At 58.8% G+C, this 16,802-nt stretch carries 13 protein-coding genes and 1 pseudogene; 7 read left to right on the top strand and 7 right to left on the bottom strand.

Going from position 1 to position 16,802, the window contains the following annotated elements:
- Nucleotides 1–2: 2 nt before the first annotated feature.
- Entirely contained in the window at nucleotides 3–1,487 is a 1,485-nt protein-coding gene (locus ACLD1Y_RS04220; protein ID WP_429475742.1) for an APC family permease, read from the bottom strand.
- A 273-nt stretch (nucleotides 1,488–1,760) separates the two neighbouring features.
- On the opposite strand from ACLD1Y_RS04220, the gene ACLD1Y_RS04225 reads away from it, so the two are divergent.
- The gene (locus ACLD1Y_RS04225) at nucleotides 1,761–3,854 is read left to right on the top strand and encodes a TonB-dependent siderophore receptor (protein WP_429475744.1); all 2,094 of its coding nucleotides are present in this window, start codon (nucleotides 1,761–1,763) and stop codon (nucleotides 3,852–3,854) included.
- A gap of 107 nt (nucleotides 3,855–3,961) precedes the next feature.
- On the opposite strand, the pseudogene ACLD1Y_RS04230 reads toward ACLD1Y_RS04225, so the two are convergent.
- From ACLD1Y_RS04230 to ACLD1Y_RS04245, 4 genes and pseudogenes are all read right to left on the bottom strand, one after another.
- Nucleotides 3,962–4,302 (bottom strand): annotated as a pseudogene (locus ACLD1Y_RS04230) (DUF4019 domain-containing protein).
- Between the two features lie 250 nt (nucleotides 4,303–4,552).
- Nucleotides 4,553–5,164, bottom strand: a complete 612-nt coding sequence (locus ACLD1Y_RS04235) for a dTMP kinase (protein WP_429475746.1) — start codon at nucleotides 5,162–5,164, stop codon at nucleotides 4,553–4,555.
- Nucleotides 5,165–5,204: 40 nt separating this feature from the next.
- Nucleotides 5,205–6,530 carry an LLM class flavin-dependent oxidoreductase gene (locus ACLD1Y_RS04240; protein ID WP_429475748.1) on the bottom strand — a complete coding sequence of 442 codons (1,326 nt, stop codon included), beginning with the start codon at nucleotides 6,528–6,530 and terminating at the stop codon, nucleotides 5,205–5,207.
- A gap of 23 nt (nucleotides 6,531–6,553) precedes the next feature.
- Complete coding sequence (locus ACLD1Y_RS04245) at nucleotides 6,554–7,510, bottom strand: ABC transporter substrate-binding protein (protein ID WP_429475750.1); 957 nt, start codon at nucleotides 7,508–7,510, stop codon at nucleotides 6,554–6,556.
- 311 nt (nucleotides 7,511–7,821) lie between these two features.
- On the opposite strand from ACLD1Y_RS04245, the gene ACLD1Y_RS04250 reads away from it, so the two are divergent.
- The 3 genes from ACLD1Y_RS04250 (at nucleotide 7,822) to ACLD1Y_RS04260 (ending at nucleotide 11,331) form a co-directional block, all read left to right on the top strand.
- Complete coding sequence (locus tag ACLD1Y_RS04250) at nucleotides 7,822–8,691, top strand: isocitrate lyase/PEP mutase family protein (protein ID WP_429475752.1); 870 nt, start codon at nucleotides 7,822–7,824, stop codon at nucleotides 8,689–8,691.
- 55 nt (nucleotides 8,692–8,746) lie between these two features.
- On the top strand, nucleotides 8,747–9,697 hold the full coding sequence (locus ACLD1Y_RS04255; RefSeq protein ID WP_429475754.1) for a toll/interleukin-1 receptor domain-containing protein: 951 nt from the start codon (nucleotides 8,747–8,749) through the stop codon (nucleotides 9,695–9,697).
- 311 nt (nucleotides 9,698–10,008) lie between these two features.
- On the top strand, nucleotides 10,009–11,331 hold the full coding sequence (locus ACLD1Y_RS04260; protein WP_429475756.1) for an OprD family porin: 1,323 nt from the start codon (nucleotides 10,009–10,011) through the stop codon (nucleotides 11,329–11,331).
- On the opposite strand, the gene ACLD1Y_RS04265 is transcribed toward ACLD1Y_RS04260, so the two are convergent.
- Nucleotides 11,332–11,814: a winged helix-turn-helix transcriptional regulator gene (locus ACLD1Y_RS04265; protein ID WP_429475758.1), complete on the bottom strand. Its 483-nt coding sequence runs from the start codon at nucleotides 11,812–11,814 to the stop codon at nucleotides 11,332–11,334.
- 107 nt (nucleotides 11,815–11,921) lie between these two features.
- Between ACLD1Y_RS04265 and fabF the strand changes: the two genes are divergently transcribed.
- The 3 genes from fabF to ACLD1Y_RS04280 all read left to right on the top strand — a co-directional run bounded on the left by fabF (nucleotide 11,922) and on the right by ACLD1Y_RS04280 (nucleotide 15,844).
- Nucleotides 11,922–13,190 carry a beta-ketoacyl-ACP synthase II gene (gene fabF / locus ACLD1Y_RS04270; RefSeq protein WP_429475760.1) on the top strand — a complete coding sequence of 423 codons (1,269 nt, stop codon included), beginning with the start codon at nucleotides 11,922–11,924 and terminating at the stop codon, nucleotides 13,188–13,190.
- A 65-nt stretch (nucleotides 13,191–13,255) separates the two neighbouring features.
- Nucleotides 13,256–13,636, top strand: a complete 381-nt coding sequence (locus ACLD1Y_RS04275) for a RidA family protein (protein ID WP_429475762.1) — start codon at nucleotides 13,256–13,258, stop codon at nucleotides 13,634–13,636.
- A gap of 228 nt (nucleotides 13,637–13,864) precedes the next feature.
- Nucleotides 13,865–15,844, top strand: a complete 1,980-nt coding sequence (locus ACLD1Y_RS04280) for a peptidase U32 family protein (RefSeq protein ID WP_429475764.1) — start codon at nucleotides 13,865–13,867, stop codon at nucleotides 15,842–15,844.
- On the opposite strand, the gene ACLD1Y_RS04285 is transcribed toward ACLD1Y_RS04280, so the two are convergent.
- Nucleotides 15,822–16,724 carry a DMT family transporter gene (locus ACLD1Y_RS04285; protein WP_429475766.1) on the bottom strand — a complete coding sequence of 301 codons (903 nt, stop codon included), beginning with the start codon at nucleotides 16,722–16,724 and terminating at the stop codon, nucleotides 15,822–15,824. The genes ACLD1Y_RS04280 and ACLD1Y_RS04285 overlap by 23 nt on opposite strands.
- Nucleotides 16,725–16,802 lie beyond the last annotated feature (78 nt).

Here is a 16,802-nt window from a genome sequence, read left to right on the forward strand (position 1 = left end):
GATTAATGAGTGCGCAGCTGCGGGCTGGCAGTGCGCAGCGTGGGCTTGGCCCAGAACAGGTAGATCAACCCCAGCACTGCCAGGACCGAGAACACCAACACCACCGCCCACACCTGGAACCAAGGCGCACCGGGCGGGGCCAGGGCTTCACGGGGCCAGGCCACGTTGATGCTTTCGAATACCAGCCAGATAAAGGCCGCAACGTTGACCACCAGGCCCCAACGCCCGAGGCTGAATGTGCCGGGTTCTGGCTTCCAGTTGCCTTTGAGGCGGGCGAGCAGGGCGCAGCTCACCACGATCAGGAACACAAAGAAGAAGCCGCCGCTGCCAAACGCGATCAGGGTGCCGACCGCCGTTGCATTGAGGCCCAACGCCAGTCCGAAGCTGGCAAACAGGGTGCTGAACACCATGGCGGCGAACGGCACTTTGCGTGTGTCCACGCGGCTGAGCAGCGCAGAGGCTGGCAAGATCTTGTCGCGGGCCATGCCGAATACCGCCCGGCCTATATAGGTTTGCACCGACACCACGCAGGCAATGAATGCCACCAGCACCACGGCCACGAAGGGTCGCTCGGCCCAAGCCCCGAACGCATCCACCACAGCAGGTGTAACCGGGTCGATGACTTGGCCGGAGACCATTGCGCCGGTATCGCTGTAGGACAGGGTGACGGCAAACGCGGTGAGCATCACGGTCAGGCCGACCAGGATCATCGAGCGCAGGATCGCGCGGGGTGTAGAGGTACGGGCGTCTGCGGTTTCTTCCGATACTTGCGAACAGGCATCAAAGCCGAGAAAGGCCCAGCCACCCACTGCCATCGCGGTCAGAAATCCCGGAAAGTAGTCGCCGTCATTACCTTGACTGGAGGTCAGCCCTTCCAGCAGCAAGGAGAACGAGTGGTTGCGGAAAAATAGCAGCAACAACACGCCAATCCCAATCGAGGCAATGGCTTCAGCAACAATCCCGGCATTGACGAAGTACTTGAGCGGGTTGATCCCAAATAGATTCACCCCCAGCCCCACTACCAACAACACGGCGCCACTGAACACCTGGGCATTGGCCGAGGGCGGCTCGCCAGTGCAAAACAGCCAGAGCCAAAAACCGCCCAAGTAAGCGACGGTAGTTAGCGAAGCCAGCGCCGAAGCCAAGTACATGAACCCGGTAAACCAGGCCCAGCGTTCTCCGGCCAGGCGCTTGACCCATTGGTAGCAGCCGCCGGCCAAGGGGTATTGGGACGCGAGCTCGGCGTAAACCAACGCCACCAGCAGTTGCAGGGCCAGACACAACGGAACGATCCAGACCCAGGACGGGCCCGCGTTCATCGCACCCAGCGACATGACCGAATAAATGCCTACAACGGGGGATACCGTGGCAAACCCCACCGAAAACGACGACCAGAGCGACAGCCCCCGGTGCAGTTGTTGATCGTAGCCTTGGCTGTGTAACAGGCGCTCATCGGCGTTTTGCCGGTCAGACAAAGGAGAGGACATAGGTATTCCTTGGGTCGGCAGACACATTATTTTTAGGATCGCCCTTGTGGCCAGGGCGTACCGACAACAGATGCTCCATCACGGGGAGGAGTGGGGGAGAGCTTAAGAGAGGCAAACATTTGGATAAATCCATATGTTTGGAGACTGGCATTTGGTTTTTTTGATGTTTGGGGGAAGGTGAGCGTCAATTGTATCTAGTTGAGAATAATTGACATCTAGCAATGGCTGCCAATAACATCCGCGCCCTCAAGATCCCCCGCGCCAGGAGTGCGTATGCTGCGACCGTCAATTCCCTTCGCCGTCAGTGGCTTGCTGTTGGTGTCCTGTTCGTCGCTATCGGCCGCAGAATCCGTTGAAACTACCGATGCGAGCGCGGCAATTGTGTTGCCAGAAACGGCGGTGGAGGGCGCTGCTACGTATTCCGACGAAAACTCGTTTACTGGCTTCACACCGGTGCAGGTGACCAAATCCAGTGTCCCACTGGCCGAAACCGCTCAGACCATCACGGTGGTCCCACGCGCTGTGCTCGACAGCCAACAAGCACTGAGCTTGACCGATGCGTTGCAGAACGTACCTGGTGTAAGCGCTGGCACGTACGGTCGGCGTGGCTGGGATGACTTGATCATTCGTGGTCAAGTGGCGTCGGACTCGTTGTTTGTTGATGGCTTGCGTACGTCTTCCTCAAATCGTGTGGCCCAGCAGTTGTTTGGCGCAGAGCAAGTGGAGGTCTTGAAGGGGCCGGCGTCGCTGCTCTATGGCCTGGTCATGCCGGGCGGCGTAGTGAACATCGTCACCAAGCGCCCCAAGGCCGATCCGTTTGCCAATATTGACTTCACCTACGGCAGCAACGACCTGCGCCAAGGCACCTTCGATGTGGGCACGCCATTGTCGGAAAACGGCAAGGCGGCGATCCGGCTCAACGGGTTGAGCAGTGCGTCCAACGACTCGACTGATCATGTGTGGTCCAAAAGCAGCTACATCGCGCCGTCGCTATCGCTGGACTTTGGTGACGACACCGACTTCACCATTCTGGCCAGCCATCAGGACCGCTCCTACATTCGCCAACAAGGCATTCCCCCCAGCGTTGCTGGCAAAGTGTCCCGCCATCTGTTTACCGGTGAGCCGGATCAAGACCCTTACCACGGCCAGGAAAATCGCCTGGGTTATGCCTTGACCCATCGCTTCGACAACGGCTGGACCTTCAACCAGAACCTGCGCTGGCAGGACTACACCCTCAGTGGGCAATTGGTTGCGGCCGGCGTTTTGACCGGGAGCACATTGAAACGCTCCGTGACCGACCAACAATTGTCGGGTGATAACATCAGCCTCGATAACAACCTGCAGCGCACCTTCAATCTTGGCGATACGGCACACGAAGTCACCGCGGGCGTTGACTATTTGCGTTCACGGGAAGAGCAGGTGAGCAAGACCTGTACTGTCGGCTCGTTGAACATCTACAACCCGGTGTATGGCAGCGCAATCGTGTGCCCGACAACGCCCAGGACCCAGCAGTACACCACCGTACGCATGCTGGGCACTTATCTGCGCGACAATGTCAAAATCGGCGACAAGTGGAACCTGCAGGCCGGCCTGCGGTTTGACCAGACCGCAACCTACACCGTTAATCAGTTGAAGGATGAGCGCAGTAACGCACCGGCCGATGCGACCACAGGCTCTGTCGCCGTGATGTACGAGTTGTTTGAAAACGTGCGCCCCTATGTCAGCTATTCCACCTCGTTCTTCCCAAACACCGGTACTGATGCCAGCGGCAACGTGTTTGATCCGGAAAAAGGCCAGCAGTGGGAAGGCGGCATCAAGTGGGACCTGGTACCCGGTAAAACATTGCTGACCACGGCGATTTTCGACTTGCGCCGGCAAAACGTGCTGGAAACCGACCCGAATAATGATGCCTACAGCGTCGCCGTGGGCGAGCAGCGCACCCGTGGTTTCGAGCTGGGCGTTACTTCGGATGTGAATGATCGCTTGAGCCTGATGGGGGGTTATTCCTACACCATGGCGGTCATCACTGATAACGGCGGGTCGACGGACACCGTGGAGGGCGGCCGACTGAACAACGTCCCACGCCACACGGCAACGCTGCATGCGCGCTATCGCCTGGATGACAGCCCGAAAGGCTGGAGTGTAAACGGCGGATTGCGTGCCGAGGGTGAGAAATACACGTACGGCTACCGAGTCGCAGGCTACGCAGTCGCCGACGTAGGTGTGGCTTACGAACAGGAGCATTGGCGCGCCGGGTTCAACGTGAAGAACCTATTCGACAGGGAGTACTACACCGGCGGCGTCAAAAATGCAGTGGCCTTGGGCGATGACCGTACGATGATGATGACGCTCGGCTACCGTTACTGATCGGTAGCAGCGGGGGGCTTGACCATGAGATAGGGCCAGCCTTTAATATAACTAAACTAAATGACTATTTAGTTTAGTTATAATTTATTTGAATATTAAAAGACAGTTCAGGGCGCTTTCCTGTCACTCGTATCGCTGCTGAAAAAGCGCTGGGTGACAGAATAACCCGCCACACGCCACTGACTGGTGTCTTCATGCAGCACGATGTTTTCTGTTGCAGGGCCTCGGCAAAACGTCGTCACGCACTCAACAATCGTGTAACGGCCGACAGGTACATCAGGCATCCGCGCTCAACAAAGGTGCCGAGCCCCAAACGCATGGCCTTGATGCCGTTGGTCCACATCGTTTCAGATGCCGTGGCTTTAAGCAGCGCACTGGAGGCTGACCAGGTCTTATCGACGTTGCCTGCATCCAGCAAGCGCAAAAACTCGACGGTGGCTTCAAACACAACCAGACAACAGCATTGATAACAGCGCAGCGCAGATTATTTGCTTCATGCAAAACCTCACGCGGTGGCGACGTCCGTGCAGCGAGTAAAGATGAGGTTTGCAAGGGGCGCCATTGGCCAAGGGCTAAAGCGCGAGAGTGAGCTTGAAATCTGCTGGGGACTGGCCAAGAATGTGTAATAGGATATTACGCATAATGTATATTATGTTAAATAATGTATCAGGCTGCCAGTGCACAGCCCCCTTTGCCTTTCACCCATAGACTTTACCGATCTCAGAAACCACCTGCCTCGTTGCGTCTTCGATCGTTTCCTCGTTACGGCATAAAACCCAGCCATGATCACCAATCGCCCGTTCAAACATCTCGGTACACGCGACGTGTTCGGCATACCGCTGGATCACAGTGCCACCCAGCCCCCGCGAGCGTGTCGCTGCTCTTGTCCACGATATCTGCGGCGCGGTGACAACGCCGACATGCAGGTCTGGCGTTTTCACGCCTAAATCCCTGTTCAACTGGAGAATGTCCGCAAATGGCACGGTGTGGCGAAATGCGGCATCCGATGGATACCAGCGGTCAATCAAGATGATGCTGTCCTGCGGCTGTTTAGTCAGCACATGCTGGGAAATCCAGCGCCTGCTTTGTGCAAAACGCTGGCACACAGCCCACTCCAGATCCCGGGAAGGATGCCTGGCTAGTTGATTAACAAGGGCCATGGTTTCAGCCCTGTTGGGGTCGCTTTTTCTCTCGCACAGGCGGACGACTTTCTTATTGTCAGCCCTCAGCGCTGCCGTAATGGATTCCAGCAAGGTAGTTTTGCCGGTTCCCTTGGGGCCATCGAGAGAGATAAACAGCGCACGATTCATTATTCACAGAGCATTTAGACGTGGGGTTAACACTCTAACCTCATTCTCTGCTGCCTGACCTCGGAATCTCCAACCCCAGGCTCTCGCGCAGCGTCGTACCTTCATACGCCGTGCGGTACACGCCTCGCGCTTGCAACAACGGTATGACCTCCTGCGTGAACCGCTTGAACTGTTCCGGGTGCCCGATGTAGATGTTGAATCCATCCACGGCACGCGCCTCTAACCACTGCGCCATTTTCTGCGCAACCGTATCCGCCGTGCCCACGAACGCACCCGGGCGCAGTTGCCGGCCGAACTCTACGGCTTGGCGCAAGGTGAAACTTTTTTCCAAGGCTTGGTCAGCAATACGTTTGGCAGCAGTGAAAAAGCTGCTGCGGGCCGCCTCCAGGCTTTCCTGAGGAAATGGTGCGTCAAGATCGTACTGGCTGAAATCATGCCAGCCAAAATTACGTCCGAACTCCTTCAACGCCAGTTCAAAACTATGGTCGGCTTGGTGGTAGTGCTGCTCGATTTCACGCGCTTGCGCGTCGGTGTCGCCGACATAGATTTCCGCGCCGGGCATCACCAGCAATTGCTCCGGGTCGCGCCCCCGTTGCAGCGCCCTGCCCTTTATATCCCGGTAAAACGCCTGGCCCTGCTCGATGCTCGCCGCGTGGGTGAAGATCACATCCGCCGTAGCCGCGCCCAGGTCGCGGCCTTGCTCCGAATCGCCGGCCTGGAAGATCACCGGCTGGCCTTGGGGCGAGCGCTGGATGTTCAACGGGCCGACTACAGAGAAATGCTCGCCACTGTGGTTCAGGCTGTGCAGTTTGCTCGAATCAAGAAACTCACCAGTTGCCCGGTTACGCACAAAGGCATCGTCCTCGTAGGAGTTCCACAACCCCTGCACCACCTGCACATGCTCAGCGGCGCGGCCGTAACGGGTGTTGTAATCATAATGCTCGTCACGGCTGTAATTGCCCGCCGTACCCGCGTCACCGCTGGTGACCACGTTCCATCCCGCACGACCTTTGCTGATCAGGTCCAGGGACGCCAGCCGCCGCGCGACGTTATAGGGCGAGTTGTAAGAGGTGGTCAGCGTCCCGACCAAGCCCAAATGCCGCGTGCTGACCGCCAGCGCCGATAACAACGTCAGCGGCTCCAGTCGATTGAGGTAATGGGAGGGCGAACCTGGCGTGATGAACTGGCTGTCGACGATGAACATCAAGTCGAACAGCGCCGCTTCGGCTTGGCGAGCAATGTCGATATACCAGTCGATATTCACACTGGCATCGGCCGGCAGTTGCGGGTCCAGCCACAGGTTATGGCGACCCGGCCCGCCACAGCCCATGGTCAAGGCGCCGAGCTTGAGTTGTCTTTTGCTCATGTCTAACGGACTCCTTGGCACGTTCAGGGCTGTTTTTGGGCGACGGCAGGTTGCAGAGACGCTGCAAATGAAGCGTCGAACAGGCTAACCGCCGGATACGACTTGACCAGGCCAAGGCCTGCAAAGAAGTCCACGGTCTTTTGCGCTTCTACAGGTGATTGTGCCGTCACCGGCTCGACCGTCGTGCCGGCGCGGGCGAACCAAGCGCGTGCAATGTCAGCGTCGGCCCGCGTGCGCTTAGCCCATGCATCCGCGTAGGCATCGGTGTTGTCGGGGCTTTGGCGGGTCCAGTCACGGGCTTTTTTCAAGCGCTGCAAAAAGTCACTGATCTGCGCCCGCTTGGCCTCAACGGCCTTGGCGTTAGCGGCAATGTAGCTCTGAGCTGGGATTAAGCCATCGGCCGTTGCAAGTACCCGCGCACCTTGGCGTTCCTGCTGCGTGACATAGGGTTCCCACGTCGCGATCACGTCAACCGAACCACCCTCCAGGGCGTGGGACGCGTCCAGGGCGCTGAGGTAACGCAGCTCCAGCGAATCCCGTGGTACACCGGCTTTGTCCAGGGCCGTGAACAACAGCTGCTGGCTCCAGGAGCCCTTCCAAACGGCTGCGCGCTTGCCCTTGAGGTCGGCAAGGCTGTGAATAGACGAGTCTTTTTTCACCAGGATGGCCACGCCGTCGAGGTTTTGCCGTGTGACAGCGATCACCTTGATCGGTGCCCCCAACGCGCCCAGGAAGAGCACCGGTGCATCCCCCAGCAAGCCGATATCCAGGCTGTTGGCATTAAGCGCTTCGGCCACTGGTGAGCCGGCGGTGAATTGCTTCCATTCAAGGGTATAAGGCAGATCGTTCAACACCCCCGCCGCCTCCATTACAGCCTGGGCGTTGTAGCTTTGGTCGCCCACCACCAAGGTTTGCGCCTGCGCTGCCAGGCACAACAAGGTAGTGGCTAGGCCGGTCGCCAGTTTGGTCAGGTAACGCACGTTCGTCTCCAGATGCCTTTACAGACAGTTCAGGTCGATCCGCGCGCGCGGTCTCGGCAGTATTTATGAGGTAGCCACGATGAGGGCCTGAACGCCACCTGTAAAATACCGATAGCGCATAACCTAATTCATTAATAATGCGTAAAACGCATTCATCGTGTGAACCATGCCCTATTGAGGTGCGCCCGTATGTGCTTTACGCATAGGCCATTCTCAAACGTCATAATCCTACGTTTTCCTACATGGTAATCTCACACGTCTACCAATAGGCATTGATCGTATGCAGTCAATGGCCCCAACCAGGAAAGATCATGCCGAAAAAGTCTCACACAGCCCTGCGCCGTAATTTCCGTGAACTGCTTGCAACGCCTGCGTGCGTTGAAACCGCTTCTGTCTTTGACCCGATGTCTGCACGTATCGCCGCCGACCTGGGTTTTGAGGTTGGCATCCTGGGGGGCTCCGTGGCCTCGCTACAGGTACTGGCAGCACCCGATTTTGCGCTTATCACGCTGAGTGAGTTCGTCGAGCAGGCCACCCGCATTGGGCGTGTGGCGCAACTGCCCTTTATTGCCGATGCCGACCACGGCTATGGCAATGCCTTGAACGTGATGCGCACCGTCGAAGAGCTTGAGCGCGCCGGTGTGGCCGCATTGACCATCGAAGACACCCTGCTGCCGGCGCAATTCGGGCGTAAATCCACCGACCTGATTTCCATCGACGAAGGCATCGGCAAGGTCCGCGCCGCGCTGGAAGCCCGGGTTGACCCCGAATTGTCGATCATCGCCCGCACCAACGCTGGCGTGCTGCCCACCGAAGCGGTGATCGAACGTACCCTGGCCTATCAAAAAGCCGGTGCCGATGGCATCTGCATGGTGGGCGTGAGCGACTTCGACCACCTGGAGAAGATCGCCGAAAACCTGACTGTACCGCTGATGCTGGTGACCTACGGCAATCCCAAGCTGCACGACGCCCAGCGCCTGGCCAGCCTTGGCGTGCGCGTGGTGGTTGCAGGTCACGGCGCTTACTTCGCAGCCATCAAGGCCACCTACGACAGCCTGCGCGCCCAACGCCAATTGACCCACAGCACCTCGAACCTCAGTGCTACTGAACTGACCCACACTTACACGTTGCCGGAAAGTTATGTGGCGTGGGCTAAAGAATTCATGGACGTACAAGAGTGATGGGGGGCGACTAGCCCTCCCCCTTTACCTCTAGGCCTACCAAGGACGGATTGCCATGGCATCAGTTTATATTTCGTATCAGCACGAAGACGCTGACTTTGTGGAGTCCCTGAACACATTTCTGGTGTCCGCAGGCCATACAGTCACTTACGACAAAAGTGAACTATCGCCGGGCGTTGACTGGCGTAAAACCCTGAGCCTGGCGCTTAAAAACGCAGAAGTTTTTATTGTCGTCATTTCTCAAAACTCACCCAAGTCTTCCTATTTGCCGATGGAGGTCGGTGCAGCCCGAGCGTATTCGGAAGTCTCTAATAGAATGTTGCTGATCCCGATCGTTATCGACGACGGCGTGCTGCCTCATACCATTCAAGACATACAAGCGATCATCCAACGGGATGCGAATCTCTACGTGATCGTCCCGCAAATCGAGAAAGCGATTTCTACATTCATTGGACGAAATATCGCGCTCGACGCGGCCGCGAAGGAGCAAGCAAAAGAAATCAAGAGCAGCACCGACAGTTATGTACAAAAGGCAATTGACTCTTTGCATAAGCTTGAGGCGCGCGACCGGAAACTTAGCTACGGCTGTATATCAGGCGGTTTTGCATGCCTGCTAATGAGTATTGCATTCGCTGTCTATGGGATTTCCGAGGTTCAAAAAATGCAGGACCCCAGCCTGCAAATATTGGTTTTAATGGCCTTGAAAGCCACAGTGGTCGTAGGCTTGCTGGGTGTGTGCTCGAAAACGCTATTTACGTTGGGGGCGTCTTACTATAACGAGTCACTGAAGAGTTCTGACCGGATCCATGCCATCCGCTTCGGTGAGTTTTATTTGGGAACATTTGGCACCAGTACCGAATGGAGTGAGCTCAAGGAAGTCTTTCAGCACTGGAACATTGATCGGAATTCATCAAAGGGCTCATTGGGCTGCACGGCACTAGACACCCAATCAATCGAACCGCTCTTGGATATCGTCAAAACCTTATCTGAAAAGATAAAGTCATAACGTGCCCAAAAAAATCCGCCGCAGAGTCTGCGGCGGCAACCAAAGGATTTTGTCGAAGCAGAGCGGCTAAGACAGGCTCAACACTACGCCTTTGCCCGATTAAAGAACGTGAAGTTTTATTAATCGAGTTTCATCCGGCGCCTGGCTGCGGCCCGCGTGAACTGTGCTTAGAATCAGCTTCGGCAACCACGCCGGGCACAATAAAAACTGTAACGCCTCACTGACAACTACCTGCCAATAAAACTGTATTCACTTATCAACCAGTGCAGTGTTTCTGTGCGCGCGTTAATCATCCTGGGGAAGTAAATAACATGATCAAACAGTCGAGCCTGTTAGCACTGGCGGTGTGTGCCGGCATCAGTCAACTGGCCTTTGCCGAGTCCGTTACGGACCAGGCGGACTCCAAGGGTTTTGTCGAAGGCAGCAGCGTCACCGGGCTGTTGCGCAACTATTACTTCGACCGTGACCGGCAAAGCGGCAAGGCCGACAACCGCGACTGGACCCAAGGCGCCATGCTCAACTACGCCTCGGGCTTTACCCAGGGCACCATCGGTTTCGGCGTTGATGCCTACGCTTACGGCGGGGTGAAGCTGGACGCCACCCATGGGGATGCCGGCACCGGCGATTTGCCCACCGATCGCCATGGCGACCCAGAAAACGCCTACGGGTCCGTGGGTGCGGCGGTGAAGATCAAGGTCTCCAAGACCGAGCTCAAATTTGGCGACATGCAACCCACCGCACCCGTGTTCGCCACCGGCGGTACGCGCCTGTTACCGCAGACCGCCACCGGGTTTGACCTCACCAGCAGCGAAATCGCCGGGCTGGACCTGGAAGCCGGGCACTTCACCAGTACCAACAGCGGCATGACCAGCAACCATGACCACGATATCTATGCGACCTACGCCAATATCCCGGCCAACAGCGCCAGTTTTGTCGGCGGCAAATACACCTTCACCCCGTCCCTGAGCGCAACGCTGTATGCCGGTGAACTGGAAGATATCTGGCGCCAGTACTACACCAACCTCAACTACGTGATCGCGCTGGGCCATGACCAGTCCCTGGCCCTGGACGGCAACGTGTATCGCACCCTCGACACCGGCAGCGCCAAGGCCGGGGCGATCAACAACACCACCTACTCGTTGGCGGCGGCGTATTCGTTCCTGCAAGCCCATACCGTGACGCTGTCGTTCCAGAAAGTGCATGGCGACACGCCGTTCGACTACATCGGCACCGGCAACAACGGCGCGGGTGAAGGCGGTGACTCGGTGTTCCTGGCCAACTCGGTGCAGTGGGGTGACTTCAACGGCCCGGGCGAACAATCGTGGGGGATTCGTTATGACCTGAACATGGCCAGCTATGGGGTGCCCGGCTTGAGTTTTATGGGCCGTTACATCAATGGTTCGGACATTGATGGCACCCACACACCGGAACACAGCGCCTATGCCAACGACTACGGCTCGGATGGCGCCCATCACGAGACGGACCTGGAAGCCAAGTACGTGATCCAGAGCGGCCCGGCGAAAAACCTGTCGCTGCGGGTGCGTGATGCCATCGTGTCGTCGAATGCCGACCAGGGCGATGGCAAGTTGAACGAGCTGCGCTTGATCGTCGACTACCCGTTCACCCTGCTCTAATCACTCGACAATCGAACCCAACCGTTGGCGCATCCCCGCGCTGGCGGCTGGGCCGGCCTGGATCACACAGTCCTTGAGCGGCACACAGTGACCCTCGGCATTGGCCATTGCCGGCTGCACCGGCAGGCCCGTGGCGCGCTCCACCACCTCCACGCTCAAACCCTCCTCGGCGTAATGCCGATTGCCCCACGCCACCAGTGACATCAGCACCACGCTGAAATCCTCACCCTTGGCCGTCGGCACATATTCGTAGCGCGGCGGCCGTTCGCTGTAGGGGCGACGCTCGAGCATGCCAGCCTCCACCAAACCATTGAGACGGCGCGTCAACATGTTGGGCGCGATGCCCAGGCTGCGGGAGAACTCATCGAAACGGCGCAAGCCGTGCAGCGCATCACGCATGATCAAGATGCTCCACCACTCCCCTACCCGCTCCAGGCTACGGGCGATGGGGCATTCGTCGCTGACGAGGGATTTGCGTTGCATGGCGTTTCCTGCGGCTGGTTACAAAGTTGTGTGACGCGATGTTACTTTCATGATGATAGTGACGTCCATAGGGTCTGTACCCTCAACGCAACCGGAGTCGAGTGATCATGAGTAAACGCATCGTTGTGACCGGCATGGGCGCGCTGACGCCGCTGGGATCGAGTGTGGAATCCACCTGGAAACGCCTGTTGGAAGGGCAATCGGGTATCCGGCGCCTGCCGCAGGAGTTGATCGGCGACCTGGCCATCAGCATCGGCGGCCAAGTACAGAGCGTATTGCAGGACCCCGAAGCCGGGTTTGATCCTGATCGCCTGCTGGCAGCCAAGGAGCAACGCAAGATGGACCGCTTTATCCTGTTCGCCCTGGCGGCGGCGGACGAAGCCTTGAAACAAGCGGGCTGGGCACCGCAAACCGTGGAGCAACAGGAGCGCACGGCAACCATCATTGCTTCTGGTGTCGGCGGCTTCCCGGCCATTGCCGAGGCGGTACGCATCACCGACAACAAAGGCCCACGGCGCCTGTCGCCGTTCACCATTCCCTCCTTCCTCAGCAACATGGCCGCTGGGCATGTGTCGATCAACTACGGCTTGAAAGGCCCGCTGGGTGCGCCGGTCACCGCGTGCGCCGCAGGTGTGCAAGCCATTGGCGATGCGGCGCGCATGATTCGTGCCGGTGAAGTCGATGTGGCGGTGTGCGGTGGTGCCGAAGCGGCAATCCACCGCGTCAGCCTGGCGGGCTTTGCGGCGGCGCGGGCGTTGTCCAGCGACTTCAATGACACGCCGGAGCTGGCTTCGCGGCCATTTGACCAGGCCCGTGACGGGTTTGTGATGGGCGAAGGCGCCGGCATCCTGGTGATCGAAGAACTGGAACACGCCTTGGCCCGAGGTGCGCAGCCCATCGCCGAATTGGTGGGCTACGGCACCAGCGCCGATGCCTACCACATGACCGCCGGGCCTGAAGACGGTGACGGTGCGCGCCGGGCGATGACCCAAGCGCTGCGCCAAGCCGGCATCGAGGCATCCGCCGTGCAGTATCTGAACGCCCACGCCACCTCGACCCCGGTAGGTGATAAAGGCGAACTGGCGGCCATCAAGACCGTCTTCGGCGCTGCTGGCCGCCCCGCCATCAGCTCGACCAAATCCGCCACCGGCCACTTGCTGGGTGCTGCGGGCGGCATCGAAGCGATCTTCACCGTACTGGCGCTGCGCGACCAGATAGCCCCGGTGACCCTCAACCTGGCCCACCCCGACGCCCTCGCCGAGGGCCTGGACATGGTGCGCGGCGCCGCCCGGCCGATGGCGATTGAATACGCGCTGTCCAATGGCTTCGGTTTTGGTGGCGTGAATGCCAGCGTGTTGTTCCGGCGCTGGGCGTAGTTTGCCCCTGTCGTGATTTTCGGGGACCATGGGCGCCTTTCTGAACCTGCCACCAAGAGGCGCTCATGGCCAACCACGACCTGTCCTACACCCCCGACCCGGATGCCGACTCGATTTCGTCCGACGTGATCGGCTTCAACGGCATCCTCGTCTCCACCCAAATCCCGACCCGCGCCGATGGCAGCCTGGAACTGGGCGACATCACCCTGCAAAGCGAGTGCACCCTGCAAGCGCTCAAAGTCGCCCTGGAAAAAGCCGGCAGCTCGATGGACCGGGTGATGCACCTGACCATCTACCTCACCGATATGGCCGACCGCGCCGCGTTCAACGAAGTCTACAAGCGCTACTTTGCCAAGCCGTGGCCGGTGCGGGCGGCGGTGGGTGTGGCTTCCCTGGCTGTTGAAGGCATGCGTGTCGAAGTCACCGCAATGGCCGCAAAAGCCTAAGCCGAACTCGGTTCAACTGTGGGAGGGGGCTTGCTCCCGATAGCGGTGTGTCAGTCAGAACTGTAATAACTGACACACCCTCATCGGGAGCAAGCCCCCTCCCACAGTTTGACCTCATTGACACTTCAGACGTTGCTACTCAAGCAGCCAGCCCTGCGGTAGGTGCCCCTCCTGCGTTTCACAGCTACAATGCCCGCCTCAACCGTGACAAGCCTGACTAAAAAAACTATGTCCTTGCCCAAGCATCACCTCGAATTGCTCAGCCCTGCCCGCGATGTGGCCATTGCGCGCGAGGCTATCTTGCATGGCGCCGACGCCATCTACATCGGCGGCCCGAGCTTCGGCGCACGCCACAACGCCTGTAACGACGTGAGCGATATCGCGTCCCTGGTGGAATTCGCCCGCCGTTACCACGCCCGCGTATTCACCACCATCAACACCATCTTGCATGACAACGAGCTGGAACCTGCGCGCAAGCTGATCCATCAGCTCTACGACGCCGGTGTCGATGCGCTGATCGTGCAAGACCTGGGCGTGATGGAGCTGGATATCCCACCCATCGAACTGCACGCCAGCACCCAGACCGACATCCGCACCCTGGGTCGCGCCAAGTTCCTCGACCAGGCCGGTTTCTCCCAGTTGGTCTTGGCCCGTGAGCTGAACCTGCAAGAGATCCGCGCCATCGCTGACGAAACCGATGCCGCCATCGAGTTCTTCATCCACGGCGCCTTGTGCGTGGCGTTTTCCGGGCAGTGCAATATCTCCCACGCGCAGAACGGCCGCAGCGCCAACCGTGGCGATTGCTCCCAGGCCTGCCGCCTGCCGTACACCTTGAAAGATGACCAGGGCCGCGTCGTGGCCTTTGAAAAGCACCTGCTGTCGATGAAAGACAACAACCAGAGCGCCAACATTCGCGCACTGGTCGAAGCGGGCGTGCGTTCGTTCAAGATCGAAGGCCGCTACAAGGACATGGGCTATGTGAAGAACATCACCGCCTATTACCGCCAGCGCCTCGATGAAGTGCTGGAAGACCGCCCGGACCTGGCCCGTGCGTCCAGCGGCCGTACCGCACACTTCTTCCTGCCCGACCCGGAAAAAACCTTCCACCGGGGCAGCACCGACTATTTCGTCACCGACCGCAAGGTCGACATCGGCGCCTTCGACACCCCGACCTTCACCGGCCTGCCGGTGGGTGTGGTGGAAAAAGCCGGCAAGCGCGACTTGCAAGTGGTCACCCATGAGCCGTTGTCCAACGGCGATGGCCTCAATGTGCTGATCAAGCGTGAGGTGGTGGGGTTCCGCGCCAACATCGCAGAAGCTAAAGGCGAATTCGAGGAAGACGGCGAGAAGCGCTACCGCTACCGCGTCGAGCCGAATGAAATGCCGGCCGGCTTGCACCAGTTGCGCCCGAACCACCCGCTGAACCGCAACCTGGACCACAACTGGCAACAGGCGTTGCTCAAGACCTCATCCGAGCGCCGTATCGGCCTGTCCTGGGTCGCACGTTTGCGTGAAGACGAGCTGACGGTCACCGCCACCAGCGAAGAAGGCATCACGGCCAGCGTCACCCTGCCCGGCCCGTTCGGTGTGGCCAACAAGCCAGAGCAAGCGCTGGACACCCTGCGTGACCTGCTCGGCCAACTGGGCACCACCGAATACCATGCCACCAACGTCCAGTTGGACGCACCGCAGGCATTCTTCATCCCCAACTCGCAGCTCAAGGCTTTGCGCCGCGAAGTGGTCGAAGCGCTGACCGCTGCCCGTGTGGCGGCTCATCCCCGTGGTGGGCGTAAAGCCGAAACCACGCCTGCACCGGTGTACCCTGAAGCGCACCTGTCGTTCCTGGCCAACGTGTACAACCAAAAGGCCCGCGACTTCTATCACCGTCACGGTGTAAAGCTGATTGACGCAGCCTTCGAAGCCCATGAAGAAACCGGCGAAGTGCCGGTGATGATCACCAAGCACTGCCTGCGCTTCTCGTTCAACCTGTGCCCTAAACAGGCCAAGGGTGTGACGGGCGTGAAGACCAAGGTTGCGCCGATGCAGTTGATCCATGGCGACGAAGTGCTGACCTTGAAGTTCGACTGCAAGCCGTGCGAGATGCACGTGGTGGGCAAGATCAAGGGCCATATCCTTGGCCTGCCGCAACCGGGCAGCGCGGTGGAGCATTTCAACCCGGAAAACATTATTTTCCAGGGTACGCACTAACCTTGTTGAAGCGGGGCCACCACCAGCCCCGCTGCAACCCGGCAGCCGCCAGTAGAATGGTCACCACACCCAACCATTGCAGCCAGCCCAGGCGATGCCCAAAAGCGATCCAATCGACGAAAATCGCTGCAATCGGGTAGATAAACGACAGCGCGCCGGTCAATGCCGTTGGCAGTTTCTGGATTGCGCCGTACAACAACACATACATCAACCCGGTGTGCACCACCCCGAGTGTCACCAGCGCGGCCCAGGCATTGGTCGCAACAGGCAAGCTGTTCCAAGGCACTAATGGCGCCAGCAACACCGCGCCGGTGGCGACCTGGATCAACGCCATCAAGTGCGGCGGCACGTCCTTCAAGCGCTTGATGATCAATGCGGCAATCGCATACAAAAATGCAGCCCCCAACGCCAGCGTAATCCCTGCCAGATAATCCTCACCACTTTGCTGCTCGCCATGGGCGGTAACGATCGCCAGCATGCCGAGGAACGCTACGCTCAGCCACGCCAGCTTCTGCACGGTGATCTTCTCACCCAGAAACACCGCCGCCAGCATCACCAACATGAACGGTTGCACGTTGTACACCGCCGTACTGATGGCGATGGACGCATGGGAATAGGATTCGAACAACAGCAGCCAATTGCCGACGATGGCCACCCCGCTGAGCATCGCCAGCCCGACCTTGGCCCAACTGAGCAAGTCCAGGCGCAGGTAACCGAGCATGGCGCACACCAGCAGCAGCGTCAGCCCACCGATCACGCAGCGCCAGAACACCACTTCGAGCACCGACACGCCCGACACCAGCACAAACCAGCCAATGGTGCCGGAGATCAGCATGGCGGCGACCATTTCCCACGTACCGCGACGGATGGATGTATCCACGATTGATGCTCCTCAAATGAGGCTTGATTATGGCAATCTGCCGGGGGTCGCCTCCAGCGACTAAAAAAGGCAAAACCT

The sequence above is a fragment of the Pseudomonas sp. 18175 genome (genome assembly GCF_050432925.1).
Classification (GTDB): Bacteria; Pseudomonadota; Gammaproteobacteria; order Pseudomonadales; family Pseudomonadaceae; genus Aquipseudomonas.

Excerpts from the sequence above, each read along its gene's own strand:
- ACLD1Y_RS04275 (WP_429475762.1), top strand. The coding sequence starts at position 13,256 with ATGGCCAACCACGACCTGTCCTACACCCCCGACCCGGATGCCGACTCG.
- ACLD1Y_RS04255 (WP_429475754.1), top strand. The coding sequence starts at position 8,747 with ATGGCATCAGTTTATATTTCGTATCAGCACGAAGACGCTGACTTTGTG.
- ACLD1Y_RS04260 (WP_429475756.1), top strand. The coding sequence starts at position 10,009 with ATGATCAAACAGTCGAGCCTGTTAGCACTGGCGGTGTGTGCCGGCATC.
- fabF (WP_429475760.1), top strand. The coding sequence starts at position 11,922 with ATGAGTAAACGCATCGTTGTGACCGGCATGGGCGCGCTGACGCCGCTG.
- ACLD1Y_RS04240 (WP_429475748.1), bottom strand. The coding sequence starts at position 6,530 with ATGAGCAAAAGACAACTCAAGCTCGGCGCCTTGACCATGGGCTGTGGC.
- ACLD1Y_RS04280 (WP_429475764.1), top strand. The coding sequence starts at position 13,865 with ATGTCCTTGCCCAAGCATCACCTCGAATTGCTCAGCCCTGCCCGCGAT.
- ACLD1Y_RS04220 (WP_429475742.1), bottom strand. The coding sequence starts at position 1,487 with ATGTCCTCTCCTTTGTCTGACCGGCAAAACGCCGATGAGCGCCTGTTA.
- ACLD1Y_RS04225 (WP_429475744.1), top strand. The coding sequence starts at position 1,761 with ATGCTGCGACCGTCAATTCCCTTCGCCGTCAGTGGCTTGCTGTTGGTG.
- ACLD1Y_RS04235 (WP_429475746.1), bottom strand. The coding sequence starts at position 5,164 with ATGAATCGTGCGCTGTTTATCTCTCTCGATGGCCCCAAGGGAACCGGC.
- ACLD1Y_RS04250 (WP_429475752.1), top strand. The coding sequence starts at position 7,822 with ATGCCGAAAAAGTCTCACACAGCCCTGCGCCGTAATTTCCGTGAACTG.
- ACLD1Y_RS04265 (WP_429475758.1), bottom strand. The coding sequence starts at position 11,814 with ATGCAACGCAAATCCCTCGTCAGCGACGAATGCCCCATCGCCCGTAGC.